Origin of the sequence: Lelliottia sp. CFBP8978 (genome assembly GCF_034046055.2) — a bacterium.
Taxonomy (GTDB): domain Bacteria; phylum Pseudomonadota; class Gammaproteobacteria; order Enterobacterales; family Enterobacteriaceae; genus Enterobacter.
This window is the reverse complement of the sequence record NZ_CM188253.1, coordinates 3,198,252-3,219,073: the sequence shown is the minus strand read 5'-3', so window position 1 is coordinate 3,219,073 and position 20,822 is coordinate 3,198,252. Positions and strand designations below refer to the sequence as shown.

At 52.1% G+C, this 20,822-nt stretch carries 13 protein-coding genes, 1 tRNA gene and 3 rRNA genes; 10 read left to right on the top strand and 7 right to left on the bottom strand.

Annotated elements, in window-relative coordinates; translation table 11 throughout:
- Positions 1-53 precede the first annotated feature (53 nt).
- The gene (bamD, locus tag SOM82_RS15120) at positions 54-791 is read right to left on the bottom strand and encodes an outer membrane protein assembly factor BamD (protein WP_154128889.1); all 738 of its coding nucleotides are present in this window, start codon (positions 789-791) and stop codon (positions 54-56) included.
- A gap of 130 nt (positions 792-921) precedes the next feature.
- Here bamD and rluD point away from each other — a divergent pair, with 130 nt between their 5' ends.
- The 8 genes from rluD to SOM82_RS15080 all read left to right on the top strand — a co-directional run bounded on the left by rluD (position 922) and on the right by SOM82_RS15080 (position 12,337).
- Positions 922-1,902 (top strand): 23S rRNA pseudouridine(1911/1915/1917) synthase RluD, encoded by a 981-nt coding sequence (gene rluD / locus SOM82_RS15115; protein ID WP_154128890.1) that lies wholly within the window; start codon positions 922-924, stop codon positions 1,900-1,902.
- The gene (gene yfiH, locus SOM82_RS15110; RefSeq protein ID WP_320461678.1) at positions 1,899-2,630 is read left to right on the top strand and encodes a purine nucleoside phosphorylase YfiH; all 732 of its coding nucleotides are present in this window, start codon (positions 1,899-1,901) and stop codon (positions 2,628-2,630) included. The genes rluD and yfiH overlap by 4 nt, the downstream gene beginning before the upstream one ends.
- A 129-nt stretch (positions 2,631-2,759) precedes the next feature.
- Positions 2,760-5,333 (top strand): ATP-dependent chaperone ClpB, encoded by a 2,574-nt coding sequence (gene clpB, locus SOM82_RS15105; protein WP_320461677.1) that lies wholly within the window; start codon positions 2,760-2,762, stop codon positions 5,331-5,333.
- A gap of 455 nt (positions 5,334-5,788) precedes the next feature.
- Positions 5,789-7,328 (top strand): 16S ribosomal RNA (locus SOM82_RS15100).
- An 85-nt stretch (positions 7,329-7,413) separates the two neighbouring features.
- Positions 7,414-7,489 (top strand) — tRNA-Glu (locus tag SOM82_RS15095).
- A 217-nt stretch (positions 7,490-7,706) separates the two neighbouring features.
- Positions 7,707-10,613: ribosomal RNA gene (locus tag SOM82_RS15090) — 23S ribosomal RNA — on the top strand.
- A gap of 91 nt (positions 10,614-10,704) precedes the next feature.
- Positions 10,705-10,820 (top strand): 5S ribosomal RNA (gene rrf, locus SOM82_RS15085).
- The 16S, 23S and 5S rRNA genes sit together here with 1 tRNA gene alongside, the layout of an rRNA operon.
- A gap of 221 nt (positions 10,821-11,041) precedes the next feature.
- Positions 11,042-12,337: an MFS transporter gene (locus SOM82_RS15080; protein ID WP_320459622.1), complete on the top strand. Its 1,296-nt coding sequence runs from the start codon at positions 11,042-11,044 to the stop codon at positions 12,335-12,337.
- Here the strand turns inward: SOM82_RS15080 and SOM82_RS15075 are convergent.
- The 5 genes from SOM82_RS15075 to trxC all read right to left on the bottom strand — a co-directional run bounded on the left by SOM82_RS15075 (position 12,334) and on the right by trxC (position 18,053).
- The gene (locus SOM82_RS15075) at positions 12,334-12,657 is read right to left on the bottom strand and encodes a YfiM family lipoprotein (protein WP_154128226.1); all 324 of its coding nucleotides are present in this window, start codon (positions 12,655-12,657) and stop codon (positions 12,334-12,336) included. The genes SOM82_RS15080 and SOM82_RS15075 overlap by 4 nt on opposite strands.
- A 43-nt stretch (positions 12,658-12,700) precedes the next feature.
- Positions 12,701-14,056 (bottom strand): CDP-diacylglycerol--serine O-phosphatidyltransferase, encoded by a 1,356-nt coding sequence (pssA, locus tag SOM82_RS15070; protein ID WP_320459623.1) that lies wholly within the window; start codon positions 14,054-14,056, stop codon positions 12,701-12,703.
- 110 nt (positions 14,057-14,166) lie between these two features.
- Positions 14,167-16,830: a bifunctional acetate--CoA ligase family protein/GNAT family N-acetyltransferase gene (locus SOM82_RS15065; RefSeq protein WP_320459624.1), complete on the bottom strand. Its 2,664-nt coding sequence runs from the start codon at positions 16,828-16,830 to the stop codon at positions 14,167-14,169.
- A gap of 35 nt (positions 16,831-16,865) precedes the next feature.
- Positions 16,866-17,564 (bottom strand): tRNA-uridine aminocarboxypropyltransferase, encoded by a 699-nt coding sequence (gene tapT / locus SOM82_RS15060; RefSeq protein WP_320459625.1) that lies wholly within the window; start codon positions 17,562-17,564, stop codon positions 16,866-16,868.
- A gap of 69 nt (positions 17,565-17,633) precedes the next feature.
- On the bottom strand, positions 17,634-18,053 hold the full coding sequence (gene trxC, locus SOM82_RS15055; RefSeq protein WP_154128233.1) for a thioredoxin TrxC: 420 nt from the start codon (positions 18,051-18,053) through the stop codon (positions 17,634-17,636).
- 206 nt (positions 18,054-18,259) lie between these two features.
- On the opposite strand from trxC, the gene SOM82_RS15050 reads away from it, so the two are divergent.
- Positions 18,260-19,357 carry a tRNA/rRNA methyltransferase gene (locus SOM82_RS15050; protein ID WP_154128236.1) on the top strand — a complete coding sequence of 366 codons (1,098 nt, stop codon included), beginning with the start codon at positions 18,260-18,262 and terminating at the stop codon, positions 19,355-19,357.
- 66 nt (positions 19,358-19,423) lie between these two features.
- On the opposite strand, the gene ung is transcribed toward SOM82_RS15050, so the two are convergent.
- Positions 19,424-20,113, bottom strand: a complete 690-nt coding sequence (gene ung / locus SOM82_RS15045; RefSeq protein WP_154128238.1) for a uracil-DNA glycosylase — start codon at positions 20,111-20,113, stop codon at positions 19,424-19,426.
- 314 nt (positions 20,114-20,427) lie between these two features.
- Here ung and grcA point away from each other — a divergent pair, with 314 nt between their 5' ends.
- Positions 20,428-20,811, top strand: a complete 384-nt coding sequence (grcA, locus tag SOM82_RS15040) for an autonomous glycyl radical cofactor GrcA (protein ID WP_100779271.1) — start codon at positions 20,428-20,430, stop codon at positions 20,809-20,811.
- Positions 20,812-20,822 lie beyond the last annotated feature (11 nt).

Genomic DNA, 20,822 nt, shown 5'->3' with positions numbered 1-20,822 from the left:
ACGGATAAAAAAACGGCAGCCATTGGGCTGCCGTTTTGCATTGCATTGAGCTATCAGGTATTGCTGCTGTTGGCGGCAATAATTTTCGCGACTTTATCAGCCTGAGCATTCATCTGCATCTGGCGATAGGCGTTTTCCATCAGCTTCAGGCCATCACGTGTTGCCTGAGTGTCCGGGTAATCACGCAGCATACCTTCGACACGGTTAACAACCGCCACCCATGCGCCACGCCGCGTATAATATTCGGCGACGGAATATTCATACTTAGAGAGGCGATCTTTCAGGAAGACCAGGCGCTTTGTAGCATCCGTCGTGTACTGACTGTTCGGGTAGCCGCGGACCAGTTTGGAGAAGTCGTTAAAGGCATCGCGCGCATGCTGTGGATCACGATCGGAACGGTCAACCCCGAAGAAACCTTGCAGAGCGCTATCATCCAGCGCCATGTTGGTCAGGCCGCGCATATACATGACATAATCGATGTTCGGATGAGTCGGGTTCAGACGCATGAAGCGATCGATGGCTGCCTGAGCCAGCGGCAGATCGGCATTTTTATAGTAGGCGTAGATGAGATCTAACTGTACCTGTTGGGAATAAGGACCAAATGGATAACGATTATCCAGCGCTTCCAGTTGCGTTATCGCCTGTTTCCAGTTACCGTCCTGCAGTTTTTGTTGTGCAGTCGCATAGATTTCATTCGGCGGATTGTCAGGGACCTGTTCATTTGAACCGGAGCAGCCCACCAAAGCCAGGCTCAACGTGGCCGCTGCCACCAGATATTTCATGCGCGTCATGACGTTTTGACTTTCCTCAAATGTTTGTCCGGGAGAATCTCTTTCCTGCTCCCGATTAAGACCAGCTACAATAGCACACTATATTATACGGCAAAGCCGTAAAACCCAACGTTAAACGAAGAAGCAGTCTATGGCACAACGAGTAGAACTCACCGCAACAGTCTCCGAAAATCAGCTCGGTCAACGCTTAGATCAAGCTTTGGCCGAAATGTTCCCTGATTATTCACGTTCACGCATAAAAGAATGGATTCTCGACCAGCGCGTGCTGGTTAATGGCACTGTATGGGACAAGCCAAAAGAGAAAGTGTTAGGTGGGGAAGCTGTCGCCATCAATGCTGAGATCGAAGAAGAAGTGCGCTTCGAAGCGCAAGATATCCCGCTGAACATTGTCTATGAAGACGATGATATCCTGGTGATCAACAAGCCGCGCGGTTTGGTGGTTCATCCGGGCGCAGGCAACCCGGATGGTACCGTGCTGAATGCGCTCCTTCATTATTATCCGCCAATTGTCGATGTGCCACGCGCGGGTATCGTTCACCGTCTGGATAAAGACACGACAGGTTTAATGGTCGTGGCTAAAACCGTTCCGGCGCAGACGCGTCTGGTGGAATCACTACAGCTGCGTGAAATCACCCGTGAGTATGAAGCGGTAGCGATTGGTCATATGACATCAGGCGGTACGGTAGAAGAGCCGATCAGCCGTCACCCGACCAAACGTACACACATGTCTGTGCACCCGATGGGTAAACCGGCAGTGACGCATTATCGCATTATGGAACATTTCCGCATTCATACGCGCCTGCGTCTGCGTCTGGAAACGGGCCGTACTCACCAGATCCGTGTGCATATGTCGCACATTACCCATCCGCTGGTGGGCGATCAGGTTTACGGTGGTCGTCCTCGTCCGCCGAAAGGCGCGTCGGAAGAATTTATCAGCACGCTGCGTAAATTCGATCGCCAGGCCTTACACGCGACCATGCTGCGTCTCTATCACCCGATCACCGGTATCGAGATGGAATGGCATGCGCCGATCCCTCAGGACATGGTTGAGCTTATTGAGGCAATGCGCGCTGATTTTGAAGAGCATAAGGATAAAGTGGACTGGTTATGACCAAACTGATTGTCCCGGAGTGGCCAATTCCTGAGGGCGTGGCAGCCTGTAGTTCAACCCGAGTCGGGGGCGTAAGCCAAAATGCGTGGGAGTCATTGAACCTCGGCGCGCATTGTGGCGATAACCTCGATCACGTTGAAGAAAATCGCAAACGTCTGTTTGCGGCGGGGAATCTGCCATCCCGGCCGGTCTGGCTGGAACAGGTGCATGGTAAAGACGTATTAAAGCTGACGGGTGAACCGTATGCGTCCAAACGCGCTGATGCCTCATACAGTAATACTCCCGGGACAGTGTGTGCCGTTATGACCGCCGATTGTCTGCCGGTGCTTTTTTGCAACCGTGCAGGTACTGAGGTGGCCGCAGCTCATGCCGGATGGCGTGGGCTGTGCGCGGGCGTACTGGAAGAGACCGTTGCCTGCTTTGATGACCAGCCGGACAATATTATTGCCTGGCTCGGCCCGGCAATAGGGCCGCGGGCTTTTGAAGTCGGCCCTGAAGTGCGTGAAGCTTTTGTTGAAAAAGATGCGCAAGCGGTAAAAGCCTTCCAGCCGTCAGGGGATAAATATCTGGCCGATATCTATCTGCTGGCGCGCCAGCGTTTGTCAAATGTCGGCATTACGCAGGTCTTTGGTGGAGATCGCTGTACCTTTACTGAAAAGGATGATTTTTTCTCTTATCGTCGCGACAACACTACCGGCCGTATGGCAAGTTTTATTTGGCTGATATAACCTAAAGAATCAAGACGATCCGGTACGTGCCGTTTTCTTTTCGCATAATTAAGGTCATTAACCTTGAATAATTGAGGGATGACCTCATTTAATCTCCAGTAGCAAATTTGACCTGTTATGGGAGGAGTTATGCGTCTGGATCGTCTTACTAATAAATTCCAGCTTGCTCTCGCCGATGCCCAGTCACTCGCACTGGGGCACGACAACCAATTTATCGAACCACTTCATTTAATGAGCGCCTTGCTGAATCAGGAAGGGGGATCGATACGTCCTTTACTCACGTCCGCTGGTATCAATGCTGGCCAGCTGCGCGCAGCCATTGATCAGGCGCTGAGCCGTTTACCGCAGGTAGAAGGTACCGGTGGAGATGTTCAGCCGTCTCAGGATTTGGTTCGCGTATTGAACCTGTGCGACAAACTGGCGCAAAAACGTGGGGACAACTTTATCTCGTCAGAACTGTTTGTTCTGGCGGCACTTGAATCACGCGGTACGCTGACCGATCTTCTGAAATCGTCCGGTGCGACAACCGCGAATGTGACTCAGGCGATTGAAAAAATGCGCGGAGGTGAAAGCGTGAACGATCAGGGGGCCGAAGACCAACGTCAGGCTTTGAAAAAATTTACGGTCGATCTCACTGAACGTGCGGAGCAGGGCAAACTTGATCCGGTGATCGGGCGTGACGAAGAGATTCGCCGTACCATTCAGGTACTGCAACGTCGTACCAAAAACAACCCGGTACTGATCGGTGAACCCGGCGTGGGTAAAACCGCCATCGTCGAAGGTCTGGCGCAGCGAATTGTTAACGGCGAAGTGCCGGAAGGACTGAAAGGTCGTCGCGTGCTGGCGCTTGATATGGGCTCGCTGGTGGCCGGTGCGAAATACCGTGGTGAATTCGAAGAGCGTTTGAAAGGCGTGCTCAACGATCTCGCAAAACAGGAAGGCAACGTCATCCTGTTTATTGACGAGTTGCACACCATGGTCGGTGCCGGTAAGGCCGACGGGGCGATGGACGCCGGGAACATGCTGAAACCAGCTCTGGCGCGCGGTGAACTTCACTGCGTCGGCGCCACTACGCTGGATGAGTATCGTCAGTACATCGAGAAAGATGCCGCGCTGGAACGTCGCTTCCAGAAAGTGTTTGTTGCGGAGCCGACGGTCGAAGATACCATCGCTATCTTGCGTGGTCTGAAAGAGCGTTATGAACTTCATCACCATGTTCAGATTACTGACCCGGCAATTGTCGCGGCGGCCACGTTGTCCCATCGCTATATTGCGGACCGACAACTACCGGACAAAGCCATCGATCTGATTGATGAAGCTGCGTCGAGCATTCGTATGCAGATTGACTCTAAACCAGAAGAACTTGATCGCCTGGACCGCCGAATTATCCAGCTCAAACTGGAACAGCAGGCACTGAAGAAAGAGTCTGATGAAGCCAGTAAGAAACGCCTGGATATGCTCAACGAGGAACTGGACGACAAAGAGCGCCAGTATTCTGCCTTAGAAGAAGAGTGGAAGGCGGAAAAAGCGTCGCTTTCGGGTACCCAGACAATCAAATCCGAACTTGAACAGGCGAAAATTGCCATCGAGCAAGCACGGCGCGTGGGCGATCTGGCGCGGATGTCTGAACTGCAGTACGGCAAAATTCCTGAACTGGAAAAACAGCTGGAGATGGCAACGCAGTCAGAAGGCAAAACGATGCGTCTGTTACGTAATAAAGTGACGGATGTGGAAATCGCTGATGTACTGGCGCGCTGGACGGGGATCCCTGTTGCTCGCATGCTGGAAGGTGAACGTGAAAAACTGCTGCGTATGGAGCAGGATTTACACCAGCGGGTGATTGGTCAGGATGAGGCCGTTGAAGCTGTCTCGAACGCGATTCGTCGTAGTCGCGCTGGTTTGTCCGATCCGAATCGCCCGATTGGTTCGTTCCTGTTCCTGGGGCCGACTGGTGTCGGTAAGACCGAACTGTGTAAGGCACTGGCCAACTTTATGTTCGATAGCGATGACGCGATGGTGCGCATTGATATGTCTGAGTTTATGGAGAAACATTCCGTCTCACGTCTGGTGGGTGCTCCTCCGGGATATGTCGGCTATGAAGAGGGGGGGTATTTAACGGAAGCGGTGCGTCGCCGTCCTTATTCCGTCATCTTATTAGATGAAGTTGAGAAAGCGCATCCGGATGTCTTCAATATATTGCTGCAGGTTCTGGATGATGGTCGTTTGACCGACGGACAGGGGAGAACGGTCGATTTCCGTAATACGGTCGTTATCATGACCTCTAACCTCGGTTCCGATTTGATTCAGGAACGTTTTGGCGCGCTGGATTACGGTCATATGAAAGATCTGGTTCTGGGTGTGGTTAGCAACAATTTCCGCCCAGAGTTTATTAACCGTATAGATGAAGTTGTGGTATTCCACCCTCTGGGTGAGAAACACATTGCATCTATTGCTCAGATTCAGCTGCAGCGTCTGTATAAACGACTTGAAGATCGTGGTTACGAAATCCACATCTCTGACGACGCGCTGAAGCTGCTGAGCGAAAATGGTTACGATCCGGTGTATGGCGCACGACCTTTGAAACGTGCTATCCAGCAACAGATCGAAAACCCGCTGGCCCAGCAAATCCTTTCCGGGGAGCTTATTCCAGGAAAAGTTATTCGTCTCGAAGTCAATGAAGACAGAATTGTGGCAGTGCAGTAAGTCATAAAACGTCAAAACGAGCCTTACGGGGCTCGTTTTTGTTTATAAAGCAGGCTGAAATCACTCTCAAAGCTATAAATTGCCTGGAAAGTGAGCGGTTGATAATTATTTTCTGATTTATACTTGCAGCCTCAGAATAACTCCCTATAATGCGCCTCCACTGACACGGAACAACGGCAAGCAAGCCGCCGGGGCAGAAGGGGTTCAGCGATGAACGCCGACGGAGAAAAGCGAAAATAAACGCTTGACTCTGAATGAGGAAAACGTATTATACGGGACCTCGCAACGGTGAGCGAAAGCCGCGTTGCACTGCTCTTTAACAATTTATCAGACAATCTGTGTGGGCACTCAAAGTGACATGGATTCTAAACGTCGAAAGACGCTAAATGAATACCCAAGTCTCTGAGTGAACATACGTAATTCATTACGAAGTTTAATTCACGAGCATCAAACTTAAATTGAAGAGTTTGATCATGGCTCAGATTGAACGCTGGCGGCAGGCCTAACACATGCAAGTCGAGCGGTAGCACAGAGAGCTTGCTCTCGGGTGACGAGCGGCGGACGGGTGAGTAATGTCTGGGAAACTGCCTGATGGAGGGGGATAACTACTGGAAACGGTAGCTAATACCGCATAACGTCGCAAGACCAAAGAGGGGGACCTTCGGGCCTCTTGCCATCAGATGTGCCCAGATGGGATTAGCTAGTAGGTGGGGTAACGGCTCACCTAGGCGACGATCCCTAGCTGGTCTGAGAGGATGACCAGCCACACTGGAACTGAGACACGGTCCAGACTCCTACGGGAGGCAGCAGTGGGGAATATTGCACAATGGGCGCAAGCCTGATGCAGCCATGCCGCGTGTATGAAGAAGGCCTTCGGGTTGTAAAGTACTTTCAGCGAGGAGGAAGGCATTGTGGTTAATAACCGCAGTGATTGACGTTACTCGCAGAAGAAGCACCGGCTAACTCCGTGCCAGCAGCCGCGGTAATACGGAGGGTGCAAGCGTTAATCGGAATTACTGGGCGTAAAGCGCACGCAGGCGGTCTGTCAAGTCGGATGTGAAATCCCCGGGCTCAACCTGGGAACTGCATTCGAAACTGGCAGGCTAGAGTCTTGTAGAGGGGGGTAGAATTCCAGGTGTAGCGGTGAAATGCGTAGAGATCTGGAGGAATACCGGTGGCGAAGGCGGCCCCCTGGACAAAGACTGACGCTCAGGTGCGAAAGCGTGGGGAGCAAACAGGATTAGATACCCTGGTAGTCCACGCCGTAAACGATGTCGACTTGGAGGTTGTTCCCTTGAGGAGTGGCTTCCGGAGCTAACGCGTTAAGTCGACCGCCTGGGGAGTACGGCCGCAAGGTTAAAACTCAAATGAATTGACGGGGGCCCGCACAAGCGGTGGAGCATGTGGTTTAATTCGATGCAACGCGAAGAACCTTACCTACTCTTGACATCCACGGAATTTAGCAGAGATGCTTTAGTGCCTTCGGGAACCGTGAGACAGGTGCTGCATGGCTGTCGTCAGCTCGTGTTGTGAAATGTTGGGTTAAGTCCCGCAACGAGCGCAACCCTTATCCTTTGTTGCCAGCGGTTCGGCCGGGAACTCAAAGGAGACTGCCAGTGATAAACTGGAGGAAGGTGGGGATGACGTCAAGTCATCATGGCCCTTACGAGTAGGGCTACACACGTGCTACAATGGCGCATACAAAGAGAAGCGACCTCGCGAGAGCAAGCGGACCTCATAAAGTGCGTCGTAGTCCGGATTGGAGTCTGCAACTCGACTCCATGAAGTCGGAATCGCTAGTAATCGTAGATCAGAATGCTACGGTGAATACGTTCCCGGGCCTTGTACACACCGCCCGTCACACCATGGGAGTGGGTTGCAAAAGAAGTAGGTAGCTTAACCTTCGGGAGGGCGCTTACCACTTTGTGATTCATGACTGGGGTGAAGTCGTAACAAGGTAACCGTAGGGGAACCTGCGGTTGGATCACCTCCTTACCTGAAAGAACCTGCCTTTGTAGTGCTCACACAGATTGTCTGATGAAAAGTGAATAGCAAGGCGTCTTGCGATTGAGACTTCAGTGTCCCCTTCGTCTAGAGGCCCAGGACACCGCCCTTTCACGGCGGTAACAGGGGTTCGAATCCCCTAGGGGACGCCACTTGCTGGTTTGTGAGTGAAAGTCGCCGACCTCTGTATCTCAAAACTGACTTACGAGTCATGTTTGAGATATTTGCTCTTTAAAAATCTGGATCAAGCTGAAAATTGAAACGACACACTGTGTCTGTTCTCCGTAATAAGAACAGATAAGCGGTGTGTTCGAGTCTCTCAAATTTTCGCAACACGACGATGTTTTACGAAACATCTTCGGGTTGTGAGGTTAAGCGACTAAGCGTACACGGTGGATGCCCTGGCAGTCAGAGGCGATGAAGGGCGTGCTAATCTGCGATAAGCGTCGGCGAGGTGATATGAACCTTTGACCCGGCGATACCCGAATGGGGAAACCCAGTGTGTTTCGACACACTATCATGTCATGAATACATAGTGGCATGAGGCGAACCGGGGGAACTGAAACATCTAAGTACCCCGAGGAAAAGAAATCAACCGAGATTCCCCCAGTAGCGGCGAGCGAACGGGGAGGAGCCCAGAGTCTGAATCAGCGCGCGTGTTAGTGGAACGGTCTGGAAAGTCCGACGGTACAGGGTGATAGTCCCGTACACAAAAATGCACGCGTTGTGAACTCGAAGAGTAGGGCGGGACACGTGGTATCCTGTCTGAATATGGGGGGACCATCCTCCAAGGCTAAATACTCCTGACTGACCGATAGTGAACCAGTACCGTGAGGGAAAGGCGAAAAGAACCCCGGCGAGGGGAGTGAAAAAGAACCTGAAACCGTGTACGTACAAGCAGTGGGAGCCTACTTGTTAGGTGACTGCGTACCTTTTGTATAATGGGTCAGCGACTTATATTCTGTAGCAAGGTTAACCGTATAGGGGAGCCGAAGGGAAACCGAGTCTTAACTGGGCGTTAAGTTGCAGGGTATAGACCCGAAACCCGGTGATCTAGCCATGGGCAGGTTGAAGGTTGGGTAACACTAACTGGAGGACCGAACCGACTAATGTTGAAAAATTAGCGGATGACTTGTGGCTGGGGGTGAAAGGCCAATCAAACCGGGAGATAGCTGGTTCTCCCCGAAAGCTATTTAGGTAGCGCCTCGTGAACTCATCTTCGGGGGTAGAGCACTGTTTCGGCTAGGGGGCCATCCCGGCTTACCAACCCGATGCAAACTACGAATACCGAAGAATGTTATCACGGGAGACACACGGCGGGTGCTAACGTCCGTCGTGAAGAGGGAAACAACCCAGACCGCCAGCTAAGGTCCCAAAGTCATGGTTAAGTGGGAAACGATGTGGGAAGGCACAGACAGCCAGGATGTTGGCTTAGAAGCAGCCATCATTTAAAGAAAGCGTAATAGCTCACTGGTCGAGTCGGCCTGCGCGGAAGATGTAACGGGGCTAAACCATGCACCGAAGCTGCGGCAGCGACACTTAGGTGTTGTTGGGTAGGGGAGCGTTCTGTAAGCCGTTGAAGGTGAACTGTGAGGTTTGCTGGAGGTATCAGAAGTGCGAATGCTGACATAAGTAACGATAAAGCGGGTGAAAAGCCCGCTCGCCGGAAGACCAAGGGTTCCTGTCCAACGTTAATCGGGGCAGGGTGAGTCGACCCCTAAGGCGAGGCCGAAAGGCGTAGTCGATGGGAAACAGGTTAATATTCCTGTACTCGGTGTTACTGCGAAGGGGGGACGGAGAAGGCTATGTTAGCCGGGCGACGGTTGTCCCGGTTTAAGCATGTAGGCGGAGAGTTTAGGTAAATCCGGACTCTTATCTAACGCTGAGGTGTGATGACGAGGCACTACGGTGCTGAAGTAACAAATGCCCTGCTTCCAGGAAAAGCCTCTAAGCATCAGGTAACATCAAATCGTACCCCAAACCGACACAGGTGGTCAGGTAGAGAATACCAAGGCGCTTGAGAGAACTCGGGTGAAGGAACTAGGCAAAATGGTGCCGTAACTTCGGGAGAAGGCACGCTGGTGTGTAGGTGAAGTCCCTGCGGACGGAGCTGAAACCAGTCGAAGATACCAGCTGGCTGCAACTGTTTATTAAAAACACAGCACTGTGCAAACACGAAAGTGGACGTATACGGTGTGACGCCTGCCCGGTGCCGGAAGGTTAATTGATGGGGTTAGCCGCAAGGCGAAGCTCTTGATCGAAGCCCCGGTAAACGGCGGCCGTAACTATAACGGTCCTAAGGTAGCGAAATTCCTTGTCGGGTAAGTTCCGACCTGCACGAATGGCGTAATGATGGCCAGGCTGTCTCCACCCGAGACTCAGTGAAATTGAACTCGCTGTGAAGATGCAGTGTACCCGCGGCAAGACGGAAAGACCCCGTGAACCTTTACTATAGCTTGACACTGAACACTGGTCCTTGATGTGTAGGATAGGTGGGAGGCTTTGAAGCGTGGACGCCAGTCTGCGTGGAGCCAACCTTGAAATACCACCCTTTAATGGCTGGTGTTCTAACGTAGACCCGTAATCCGGGTTGCGGACAGTGTCTGGTGGGTAGTTTGACTGGGGCGGTCTCCTCCTAAAGAGTAACGGAGGAGCACGAAGGTTAGCTAATCCTGGTCGGACATCAGGAGGTTAGTGCAATGGCATAAGCTAGCTTGACTGCGAGAGTGACGGCTCGAGCAGGTGCGAAAGCAGGTCATAGTGATCCGGTGGTTCTGAATGGAAGGGCCATCGCTCAACGGATAAAAGGTACTCCGGGGATAACAGGCTGATACCGCCCAAGAGTTCATATCGACGGCGGTGTTTGGCACCTCGATGTCGGCTCATCACATCCTGGGGCTGAAGTAGGTCCCAAGGGTACGGCTGTTCGCCGTTTAAAGTGGTACGCGAGCTGGGTTTAGAACGTCGTGAGACAGTTCGGTCCCTATCTGCCGTGGGCGCTGGAGAATTGAGGGGGGCTGCTCCTAGTACGAGAGGACCGGAGTGGACGCATCACTGGTGTTCGGGTTGTCATGCCAATGGCATTGCCCGGTAGCTAAATGCGGAAAAGATAAGTGCTGAAAGCATCTAAGCACGAAACTTGCCCCGAGATGAGTTCTCCCTGACTCCTTGAGAGTCCTGAAGGAACGTTGAAGACTACGACGTTGATAGGTCGGGTGTGTAAGTGCAGCGATGCATTGAGCTAACCGATACTAATGAACCGTGAGGCTTAACCTTACAACGCCGAAGATGTTTTGGCGAAAGAGACGATATTCAGCTTGATACAGATTAACTGACGCGCGAAGAAGCGTGTTGGTAACAGAATTTGCCTGGCGGCTTTAGCGCGGTGGTCCCACCTGACCCCATGCCGAACTCAGAAGTGAAACGCCGTAGCGCCGATGGTAGTGTGGGGTCTCCCCATGTGAGAGTAGGGAACTGCCAGGCATTAATTAAGTGAAGAGGCCATCCGAAAGGATGGCCTTTTTGCGTTTTTGTCTTTTAAGGAATTCTCTGGCACTCCTCTGAATCGATTATCCTGCTAAGTAAATGTGTGACGCAGTTCTCAATGTCTAGCATAACAAAACTATAACATTTCATTTACTAAATGATTGGGACTCAGTACCCGGCAAGCCGAAGTTATAAGCTTTGGCAGGAGCATCGCTAAAATGACAGAAAGTATCACATCGAACGGGACGCTGGCTGACGGCGATACCCGCCGCAGGGTATGGGCTATTATCAGTGCCTCATCAGGTAACCTGGTCGAATGGTTCGACTTTTACGTTTATTCCTTTTGTTCCCTCTATTTTGCACATATATTTTTTCCATCAGGAAACACCACGACACAGCTACTGCAAACTGCCGGAGTATTTGCAGCTGGTTTTTTGATGCGGCCAATTGGTGGCTGGTTATTTGGTCGAATCGCAGATCGGCGAGGGCGAAAGACCTCCATGCTTATTTCAGTGTGCATGATGTGTCTGGGCTCGCTGGTTATAGCATGCCTGCCGGGCTATGAGACTATTGGCACGTGGGCACCGGCTCTACTTTTATTAGCACGATTGTTTCAGGGACTGTCTGTAGGGGGCGAGTACGGAACAAGCGCGACGTACATGAGTGAAGTTGCACTGGAAGGCCGCAAAGGTTTTTATGCCTCCTTCCAGTACGTGACGCTCATTGGCGGACAGTTATTAGCGATTCTGGTCGTTGTCATTTTGCAGCAGATCCTAACCGATGAGCAGTTGCATAGCTGGGGATGGCGAATCCCTTTCGCAATGGGAGCTGTATTGGCAGTTGTTGCATTGTGGTTGCGTCGTCAACTGGATGAGACCTCGCAAAAAGAGGTCAGGGCACTGAAAGAGGCTGGCTCACTGAAGGGATTATGGCGTAACCGTAAAGCCTTTTTGATGGTGCTTGGATTCACTGCTGGCGGGTCGTTAAGTTTTTACACCTTTACGACCTATATGCAAAAGTATCTGGTCAATACTACCGGGATGCATGCCAATGTTGCCAGCATAGTGATGACCGTTGCACTCTTTCTGTTCATGATTATCCAACCAATTATCGGCGCGCTCTCTGACAAAATTGGGCGACGGACGTCGATGTTAATATTTGGCGGACTCTCTGTTTTCTGTACAGTCCCGATCCTGTCGGCACTACAACATGTCAGCTCACCCTACGCCGCATTTGCACTCGTTATGATGGCGATGATTATTGTGAGTTTTTACACATCGATCAGTGGAATACTGAAAGCAGAAATGTTTCCGGCTCAGGTTCGTGCTTTAGGCGTGGGATTATCTTACGCGATTGGTAATGCGCTCTTTGGTGGTTCTGCGGAGTATGTTGCGTTATCGCTCAAGTCGATGGGCAGTGAAAATATCTTCTTTTGGTATGTGACTGTTATGGGGGCGTTGGCTTTTATCGTCTCACTAATGCTGCATCGTAAAGGCAAAGGTATTCGTCTTTAGTGATCTGCCAGTTGCCATAATGCGTAGCCGGTGCTGGCACCGGCTATGTCCCAGGCGAAATCCTTCCAGCTCCAGCCGCTCCCTGCCGGGCGGCTATCCCAAAGCTCTTTTGATGCGCCAAGACTCACTGAAAAAACCAGTCCGAAAGCCGCACTACGATCGTGGCTAAAGCCCTGGCGTTGAGCGTACTCATTGCCTGCAGCGGAGAGCATTGCTGAAGCGATAAAATGTTGAGCTTTATCCTGACCCTGCCAGCTGTCATTGGCCATATGGCTACAGCCTGATAACAAGAAAACAGTCAGCAGAAAAGAAAAACGCATAACGGCCTCCAAAAAAAGCCCTGTCAGTGACAGGGCCTGGACGTTACAGAATGCGGCTAATCAGACGATCGATACGGATACGGCGTAAACGGCGAATAAGCTTCCGCACTTTAACAGGATAGTCGGCGATACTTTGCAGATTGCGATAGTGACGCACTGTCGTCGTATGGGTACGAATGAGAGCAAGTTCACGTTCACGCTGGGCAGAAAGTTCGTGGCGCGGATCGTGAATCAGGATCGCGTTTTCAAGATCCAACCGCCAGGCGCGCGGATTAAGGTTATTACCGGTTAGCAGCATCCAGTTATCATCAACCCACATGCCTTTCAGATGGTAGCTGTTATCTTCATCTTTCCACAGGCGAACGACCAACTGATCGGTATTAACGTAATATTGCAGGCGACTCAGGAATCGGCGCAGGTTGATCTCATACAGATACGGCAATGCACCAATAATTTTGAAGGGCTGATCTTCCGGAATATAGAAGTCGTTTGCTGTTTTATCACCAACAATAATTTCAACTTTTTTGCCATCACGCAGCAGCTGAATAATATTACGCACCAGTATGGCGGGTAAGTTGAAATAGGGAGTGCAGATCGTGAGTTTTTGTTCCGTACATGGCATCAGATGGTAGATAGTCTTATTAAGCAGACTGGATTTACCAAGACCCACCAGAGGTGTAACGGAGAGTTGCTCATTGTCCGCATCGCCCTGGAAATGATACACCGCATCACGCAATTCCTGGCGGAAAAGGCGGATATCATTTTTGATTTCCGGACTCTTAGGACGATTAGGGTCATCCAGCCGGTTTACGCCACGGCCGCGGACCAGATTCTGATCGACCCAGTTAAACATAATGTCAGCCATCTGTGCATTACGGATCAGATGGTAGCGGTCGTAACGATACTTATCGAGCTGATGCAGATAAACGTCATTGAGGCTGGCGCCGCTATAAAGCACGCTGTCGTCAATTATGAATCCTTTAAAATGCAGAACGCCCAGGGCTTCGCGCGTATTCACGGGAACACCATACACACGTACATCTACGGCAGGATTCTCCTGAGCCATACGGCAGTACCAGTCGGCATTGGTATTCGATGCTGCAGCACCAATTCGGCCGCGTTGCGCGCGATGCCAGTCAACCAGGATGCGAACATCCAGTTCCGGTCGCTGACGTTTAGCTTCATAGACGGCGTTTAAAATAGCGCGTCCACCTTCATCCTGTTCAAGATAGAGCGCCACAATGCATATACGCTGAGTGGCACTCGCGATCTTTTCCAGAAGCGTCTCCCTGAAATGGGCGGGAGCGTAAAAGAACTCGACATCATCAACTGACTGAGAAATCTTCGGTAGTTGAGCAAGGTGTTGTTGATGTTTATTACGCTTAAATTTTGACAACATCACAGTGCGTATCTTCTCTGTTCATTGAAGGGTTATCTGATCTTTTCAGACAACATAAGCGGATAATGATACCACCAGAACTGTCTAAAGTGGTCAACATTTCCAGTACCTTACTCTTGACCGGGCGTAGGTGCCAGGCGAAGCGACAGGGCAACAATCCCCTCTTCCAACTGGACATCAACGTCAAATCCCAGCTTGCGCGCCAGGGTGATCATGCCACGGTTATTCGGCATCGTAATACCATTCAGGCACAACAATCCGTGATCTCGGGTGTAACCAATAAGTTTTTCCAGCAAGCGCCTTCCGAGGCCCAAACCTTTGAGATCGGAGCGAACCAGCACGGCAAACTCAGCATCCACATTGTCGGGATCAGAAATAGCACGTGTCACACCCAGGATCTCGTCGCCTTCGTCACGATGACGAACGGCCACAAACGCCATTTCCCGATCGTAGTCGATCTGGGTCATATTGGCTAAATCATCATGGGTAAATTCGCTGATTTCGCTAAAGTAGCGATAGTACAAATCTTCTTTGGTAACCTGGGCGATGAAGGCGCGTAGCTGGGGTTCATCTTCAGGAAGGATAGGGCGAAAAAGGGCTTGCTCACCGTTTTTCATCTCAACCCACTCTTCCAGATGAAGAGGATAGGGCCTAATCGCGAGTCGGCTTTCCGGGTCGCCATCGAATGGCGCGATATCCAGCGTAACGTCCAGCGCGATAAATTCCTGACCCGTGGCCAGAAGCGGATGAATATCCAGCCGTTTAATCTCGGCGCAATCGACAATCAGGTTCGAGACCTGGACAAGAAACTGGCTAAGACCCGCAATGTCCAGTGACCGGAGCGCGCTACGTGCGCGGATCTTCTTGCTCTTAATGGCCTGAATGACAAGGTAACGAGCCAGATTCATATTCAGCGGCGGGAGTGCGACAACTGCCTGCTCTTCCGGCCGCCATTCCACTCCTCCTTCACCGAGCATAATCAGTGGGCCGAAGACAGGATCGTGGTCGACCACCACTCTTAATTCCTGGGCACCGGCCCGATTCGCCATACTCTGAACGAGAAGCCCATGAATTCTTGCCTGTGGCCAGGTCATTTTGACGCGGTCAAAAATAGCCTCGGCGGCTTGTTGCACTTCTGTCGCGGTGCGCAGATAGAGCATTACACCCTGGACATCCGATTTATGCGGAATATCAGGAGAACGCAATTTCAGGGCGACCGGATAACCTATTTGTTCGGCGATATGCACGGCTTCGGCACTGTCTCCGGCGATCCAGGTCGGCAGGGTCTGCATGCCATAGGCATTCAAAATTGGCTGCACCTCATGGGTGTCCAGCGAGCGGGCACCGTCCTCAATCGCCTGTCGTAACAGATTGTGGGCCTCGGTAGCATTTGCTTTCAGATTACCGGGTAATGCAGGCGTCTCACGCAGCTGCTTTTGATTGCGGCGGTATTCCACCATATGCATGAAGGCGGTGATCGATCCTTCTGGCGTACGGTAGGTTGGTAATCCCGCTTCGCTAAACAGCCGTCGGGCCTCCTGCGAAGAAAACTCACCGCACCAGTTGGTCAGAAGGGTGATGTATTTGCCGCGCGGATGATGCTTAACGGCATCAATCAACGCGCGCGCGCTTTCACTGCCGGGCGCGGCGGCGCTGGGGGAGTGGATTACCAGCAGGGCGTCAAAATCCTGGCTATCCAGCAGTAACGAAATCGCCTGGATATAGCGTTCACTGGTGGCGTCATCCCGCAAATCAAGGGGGTTGCCAGGCGTGACGCTGACAGGCAGCGCCTGACGTAATTGAAGCAGCGTCTCTTCGCTCAGGGTGGCGAGTTTACCGTTGCGTAACCACAATTCATCAAGCGCCAGCGCTGCGGGCGCCGCGCCGTTACTCAGAATCATCAACTTTTCGCCGCGTAAAGGACGCATATGGCTTAACGTCTCCACCGCGGAGAAAAGCTCGTGGGTATCCTGTACGCGCAGCAAACCGGCACGTTGAATAGCGGCATCCCAGGCCGGGTCCATCCCCGAATGCGAATGCAATAAGCGCTGAGCCGCCGGGCTACGACCGCTTTTGATAACCAGAATCGGTTTATTACGCGAGGCGCTGCGTGCCGCAGAGACAAAGCGGCGCGCATCACTCAGATGCTCAAGATAGAGAAGAATCGCGCTGGTTTTGCTGTCACGCGCCAGAAAATCGAGCAGTTCATCCACGTCAATATCCAGGCTGTCACCTAACGCGATGAAATAGGAAAATCCCATTTCACGCTGCTGCGCCCAGTCGAGGATGGTGTTAGAAACGGCGGCAGACTGGGATATAAACGCCAGTTTGCCTTTGCGTATCGGAACAGGAGAAAAGCTGGCGTTCAAGCCCTGCCACGGGGCGAGCAGCCCGAGGCTATTTGGCCCGAGCAATCGCATCTGGTACCGACTCGCACAGGCCAGTAGTTCCGCCTGCTGCTCAGGGGGCGACGAGAGAATAATGCACGTTTTGCAACCTTTCTCGCCCAGCGCCTCAAGGAGCGCGATAGTGCGTTTGGCATGCGTGCAGAGCACGGCAAGATCAGGGACAAACGGCAGACTTTGTATATCTGGCCACGCGAGGACGCCCTGAACCGCTTTATAAGCCGGTGTGACCGGCATGACAGGACCATTAAATCCACCGGCCAAAAGGTTACGCATCATTAAGTATCCCGCACGATCGGGTTTCATTGATGCGCCAATCACGGCAATGGATTTAGGGCGGAGTAGCGCTTCTAGCCCTCGCTGGCTCATACAAGTCTCCTGTAAACGCGAGTGACCTGATGATTTTAAACGCTTTGTGGATCTTCTGCTGTGACGCTTCCCGTACGAATGGGTTTTCCTGCCAGATAGCGTTCGCGAAAACAGGAAAAATGATCCCCGAGCGCGCTGGCTGCCGTAGTGTCACCCGCCAGATCAAGCAGAGCGATCGCCACTTCCGCCGTGCAATATTGGCCCTCGGCATGCGCTTCGCGCAGGCGATAGGCAGATACTCTTGAGAGATCGACGGAGATCACGGGTAATGCATCAAGGTACGGGCTTTTACGGAACATTTTTCGCGCTTCCGTCCAGGTGCCATCCAGCATAATAAACAGAGGCGGTTTATCGGTAGGCGGGGTGGAAATTACCTCCCGCGCGTCGCCAGCATAGGAGGCAGGGAACACCACCATCGGCTGATAATCAGGACAGGCAACCAAATCGAGCAGGGCCTGCGGCGGTTCAGTCCGTGACCACTGAAACGCGGCGGTATTCGGCAAAATATCAGCAATCAGTCTTCCGGTATTGCTGGGCTTCATGGGTTCGGTGTCGAACATCACCAGACAAAAACGGCTTTGGGCATGACTGGTCGTCAGCGTTTCGCACAGACACTGTTTGAGGGGCAGAAGGCATCGCTGGCAGCGACGAACGCGGTTGCCACGGGCGAGAAAAGGGCGAGTCGCACGCGCCAGGCGTTCGGCGCGCAATTGAAGTACGGCGTTATCAGTCATGGAAGAGGCGCAGTAAAAACGCCATTTTCGCAGAGGGAACAACGGGGCACAAGATGTGCCCCGCGAATGTTACAAAGATTCGTTCAACCAGCTATCAAAAGGCGCTTTCGGTACCGCTCCGTTGAGCATGTCGATCACTTCACCATTTTTGAAAATCATAATGGTAGGAATGCTGCGAATGCGGAATCGTGCGCTTAATTCCCGTTCGGCTTCAGTGTTCACTTTCACGAAGCGCATTTTACCGCTGCGCTCTTCGGCGACATCTTCAAAAATTGGCGCAAAGTTACGGCATGGCCCGCACCATGGGGCCCAAAAATCCACCACGACCGGCAGATCGTCTTTCAGCAGTTTATCGAGAGTTTCACCCGTTGCGTTGATCACGTCGCCATCGAAAAGCTCATGCCCGCAACGCCCGCATTTTGCCCCATCATCCATTCGATCATCCGGAATGCGATTCAGGGCCTGGCAGTTGGCACATACGGTATTCATAACTAACCTCTGATAATGCAGTGGGACATAGCGGCAATAGGCCGATAATGTTTCTGATATGTTACATATTATCATCGAGCCTGTTTGAAACGACAATGCGTTTTATTCAATAGGAACAATAGTCACAGGCTTTTGTATGAAATAATGGCTATGCGCTTGCACATCGGGTAATCTGCGCGCTTCGCGCAGCGCTGGTGGAGAAAAGCATGAACGACGAACTGAAGAATAAAAGCGGCAAGGTCAAAGTGATGTATGTCCGCAGTGATGATGATTCTGACAAACGCACCCAAAATCCGCGTACCGGTAAGGGTGGGGGCCGTCCGGGACCATCTCGTGCAGACGGTGGCCGTCGCCCCGCCCGCGATGACAAAAATACCCGCGGTGATGACCGCAAACGTGATGACCGTAAGCGTGACGATCGCCGTCGCGACGATCGTCCACGTGATGATTTCCCGCGTGACGCATCGCCATGGCGCACCGTTTCCCGCGCCCCAGGCGAGGAAGCGCCAGCGAAAGCCGATCACGGCGGTATTAGCGGTAAGAGCTTTATTGATCCGGAAGTTCTGCGCCGTCAGCGCGCGGAAGAGACCCGTGTCTATGGTGAGAACGCCTGTCAGGCGCTGTTCCAGAGTCGCCCTGACTGTATCGTTCGCGCCTGGTTTATTCAAAGCGTCACCCCGCGCTTCAAAGAAGCCCTGCGCTGGATGGCTGCGAACCGCAAAGCCTACCACGTGGTGGATGATGCCGAGCTGACGAAAGCGTCTGGCACAGAGCATCACGGCGGCGTCTGCTTCCTGATTAAAAAACGTAACGGTACCACGGTGAAGCAATGGGTTAGTCAGGCTGATGCCGATGACTGCGTGCTGGCGCTGGAAGATGTCGGTAACCCGCATAATCTGGGCGCGATGATGCGAAGCTGTGCGCACTTTGGCGTGAAAGGCGTGCTGTTGCAGGATGCTGCGATTGTGGAATCTGGTGCGGCAATTCGTACTGCTGAGGGTGGTGCGGAACACGTGCAGCCTATCACTGGCGAGAGCGTTCTGGATGCCATTGAAGAATTCCGTAAAGCCGGTTATTCGATCGTGACCACTTCCAGCCATACCGGTACGCCGCTGTTTAAAGCGACACTGCCGCGCAAGATGGTGCTGGTGCTGGGGCAGGAGCGAGATGGCTTGTCTGACGCGGCACTTTCTTCTGCCGATCTTAGCGTATCCATCGACGGGACTGGCAAAGTAGAGAGCCTTAACGTTTCCGTTGCGACTGGCGTTCTGCTGGCCGAATGGTGGCGTCAGAACAAAGCCTAATATTGCTTTGTCTACCATGATGCCCGGTTATAGCCGGGCATTATTATTTTTATCTCTTCTAAGAAATCACTCGCTTTCAGCCGGTAAAACGGGCATCCAGTCAATTGGCGCATCATTGCGTTTTTTCAACCACTCATTAGTCAGAACAAAATGGTTACAGCCAAAAAATCCGCGGTGAGCCGACAGTGGAGAGGGATGTGGCGCTTTCAGGACATGATGACGTTGGGCATCGATAATCGCCCCTTTCTTCTGCGCGTGAGCGCCCCACAGCAAAAACACCACGCCTTCACAATGTTCATTGATAAGGCTGATGACTTTATCCGTAAAGGTTTCCCAGCCCAGACTGGCGTGTGAGTGAGCCTGTCCCGCGCGAACCGTTAACACGGTGTTGAGTAACAGCACACCCTGGCGCGCCCAACTCTCAAGATAACCATGCGCAGGGCGGGTAAAGCCCGGAATCGACCCTTCCAGCTCTTTATACATATTCAGCAGTGAAGGGGGCGTGGCAATACCCGGACGAACGGAGAACGCGAGTCCGTGCGCCTGTCCCGGACCGTGATAAGGATCCTGCCCCAGGATCACCACTTTGACGTCCTTCAGTTCCGTATAACGAAAGGCGTTGAACACATCTTTCTGCGGCGGGTAGATCGTCTGGCCGGCCTGCCGTTCGGTCGCAACGGTATTCAGGGTATTGATAAAATAGGGCTGCTGCTTCTCATCGGCCAGTACATCATGCCAGGTTAACGGTGTTGTCATCTTGCTCTCCTGCAATTCTCAACTGTGCCTAGCTTACCCGTTTAAAGGAAGGGAGCAAAATTCCTCGCGACATTTACGGCTAAGTCTTTCAATTTAATTTGAATTACTCAAATCTGCGCGGGTGTTTGGCTTGTTAAAATTGATCTGAAACAACAAAATCAAACCACACTATTTGTGTGGTTGCGTTTTTTGTTGATTTAAATCAAAGAATCATAGGGTGGCGGCTGATATATATACACTCAAGCAACAATGGTTTTACCAATTGGCCGCGAGAGGCCGACATTCATTAATTAATGTAGCCCTGGAGGCATGACATGATTACAGGTATCCAAATTACTAAAGCTGCAAACGACGATCTGCTGAACTCATTCTGGCTGCTGGACAGCGAAAAAGGCGAAGCGCGCTGTGTGGTTGCGAAAGCCGGTTTTGCTGAAGACGAAATCGTTCCGGTCAACAAACTGGGCGAAATCGAATACCGCGAAATCCCAATGGACATCCAGCCGGAAGTCCGCGTGGAAGGCGGTCAGCACTTGAACGTTAACGTTCTGCGTCGTGAAACCCTGGAAGATGCGGTTAAGAACCCAGAAAAATACCCGCAGCTGACTATCCGTGTTTCTGGCTACGCGGTACGCTTCAACTCTCTGACCCCAGAACAGCAGCGTGACGTTATCGCGCGTACCTTTACTGAAAGCCTGTAAGGCTTGAGGTT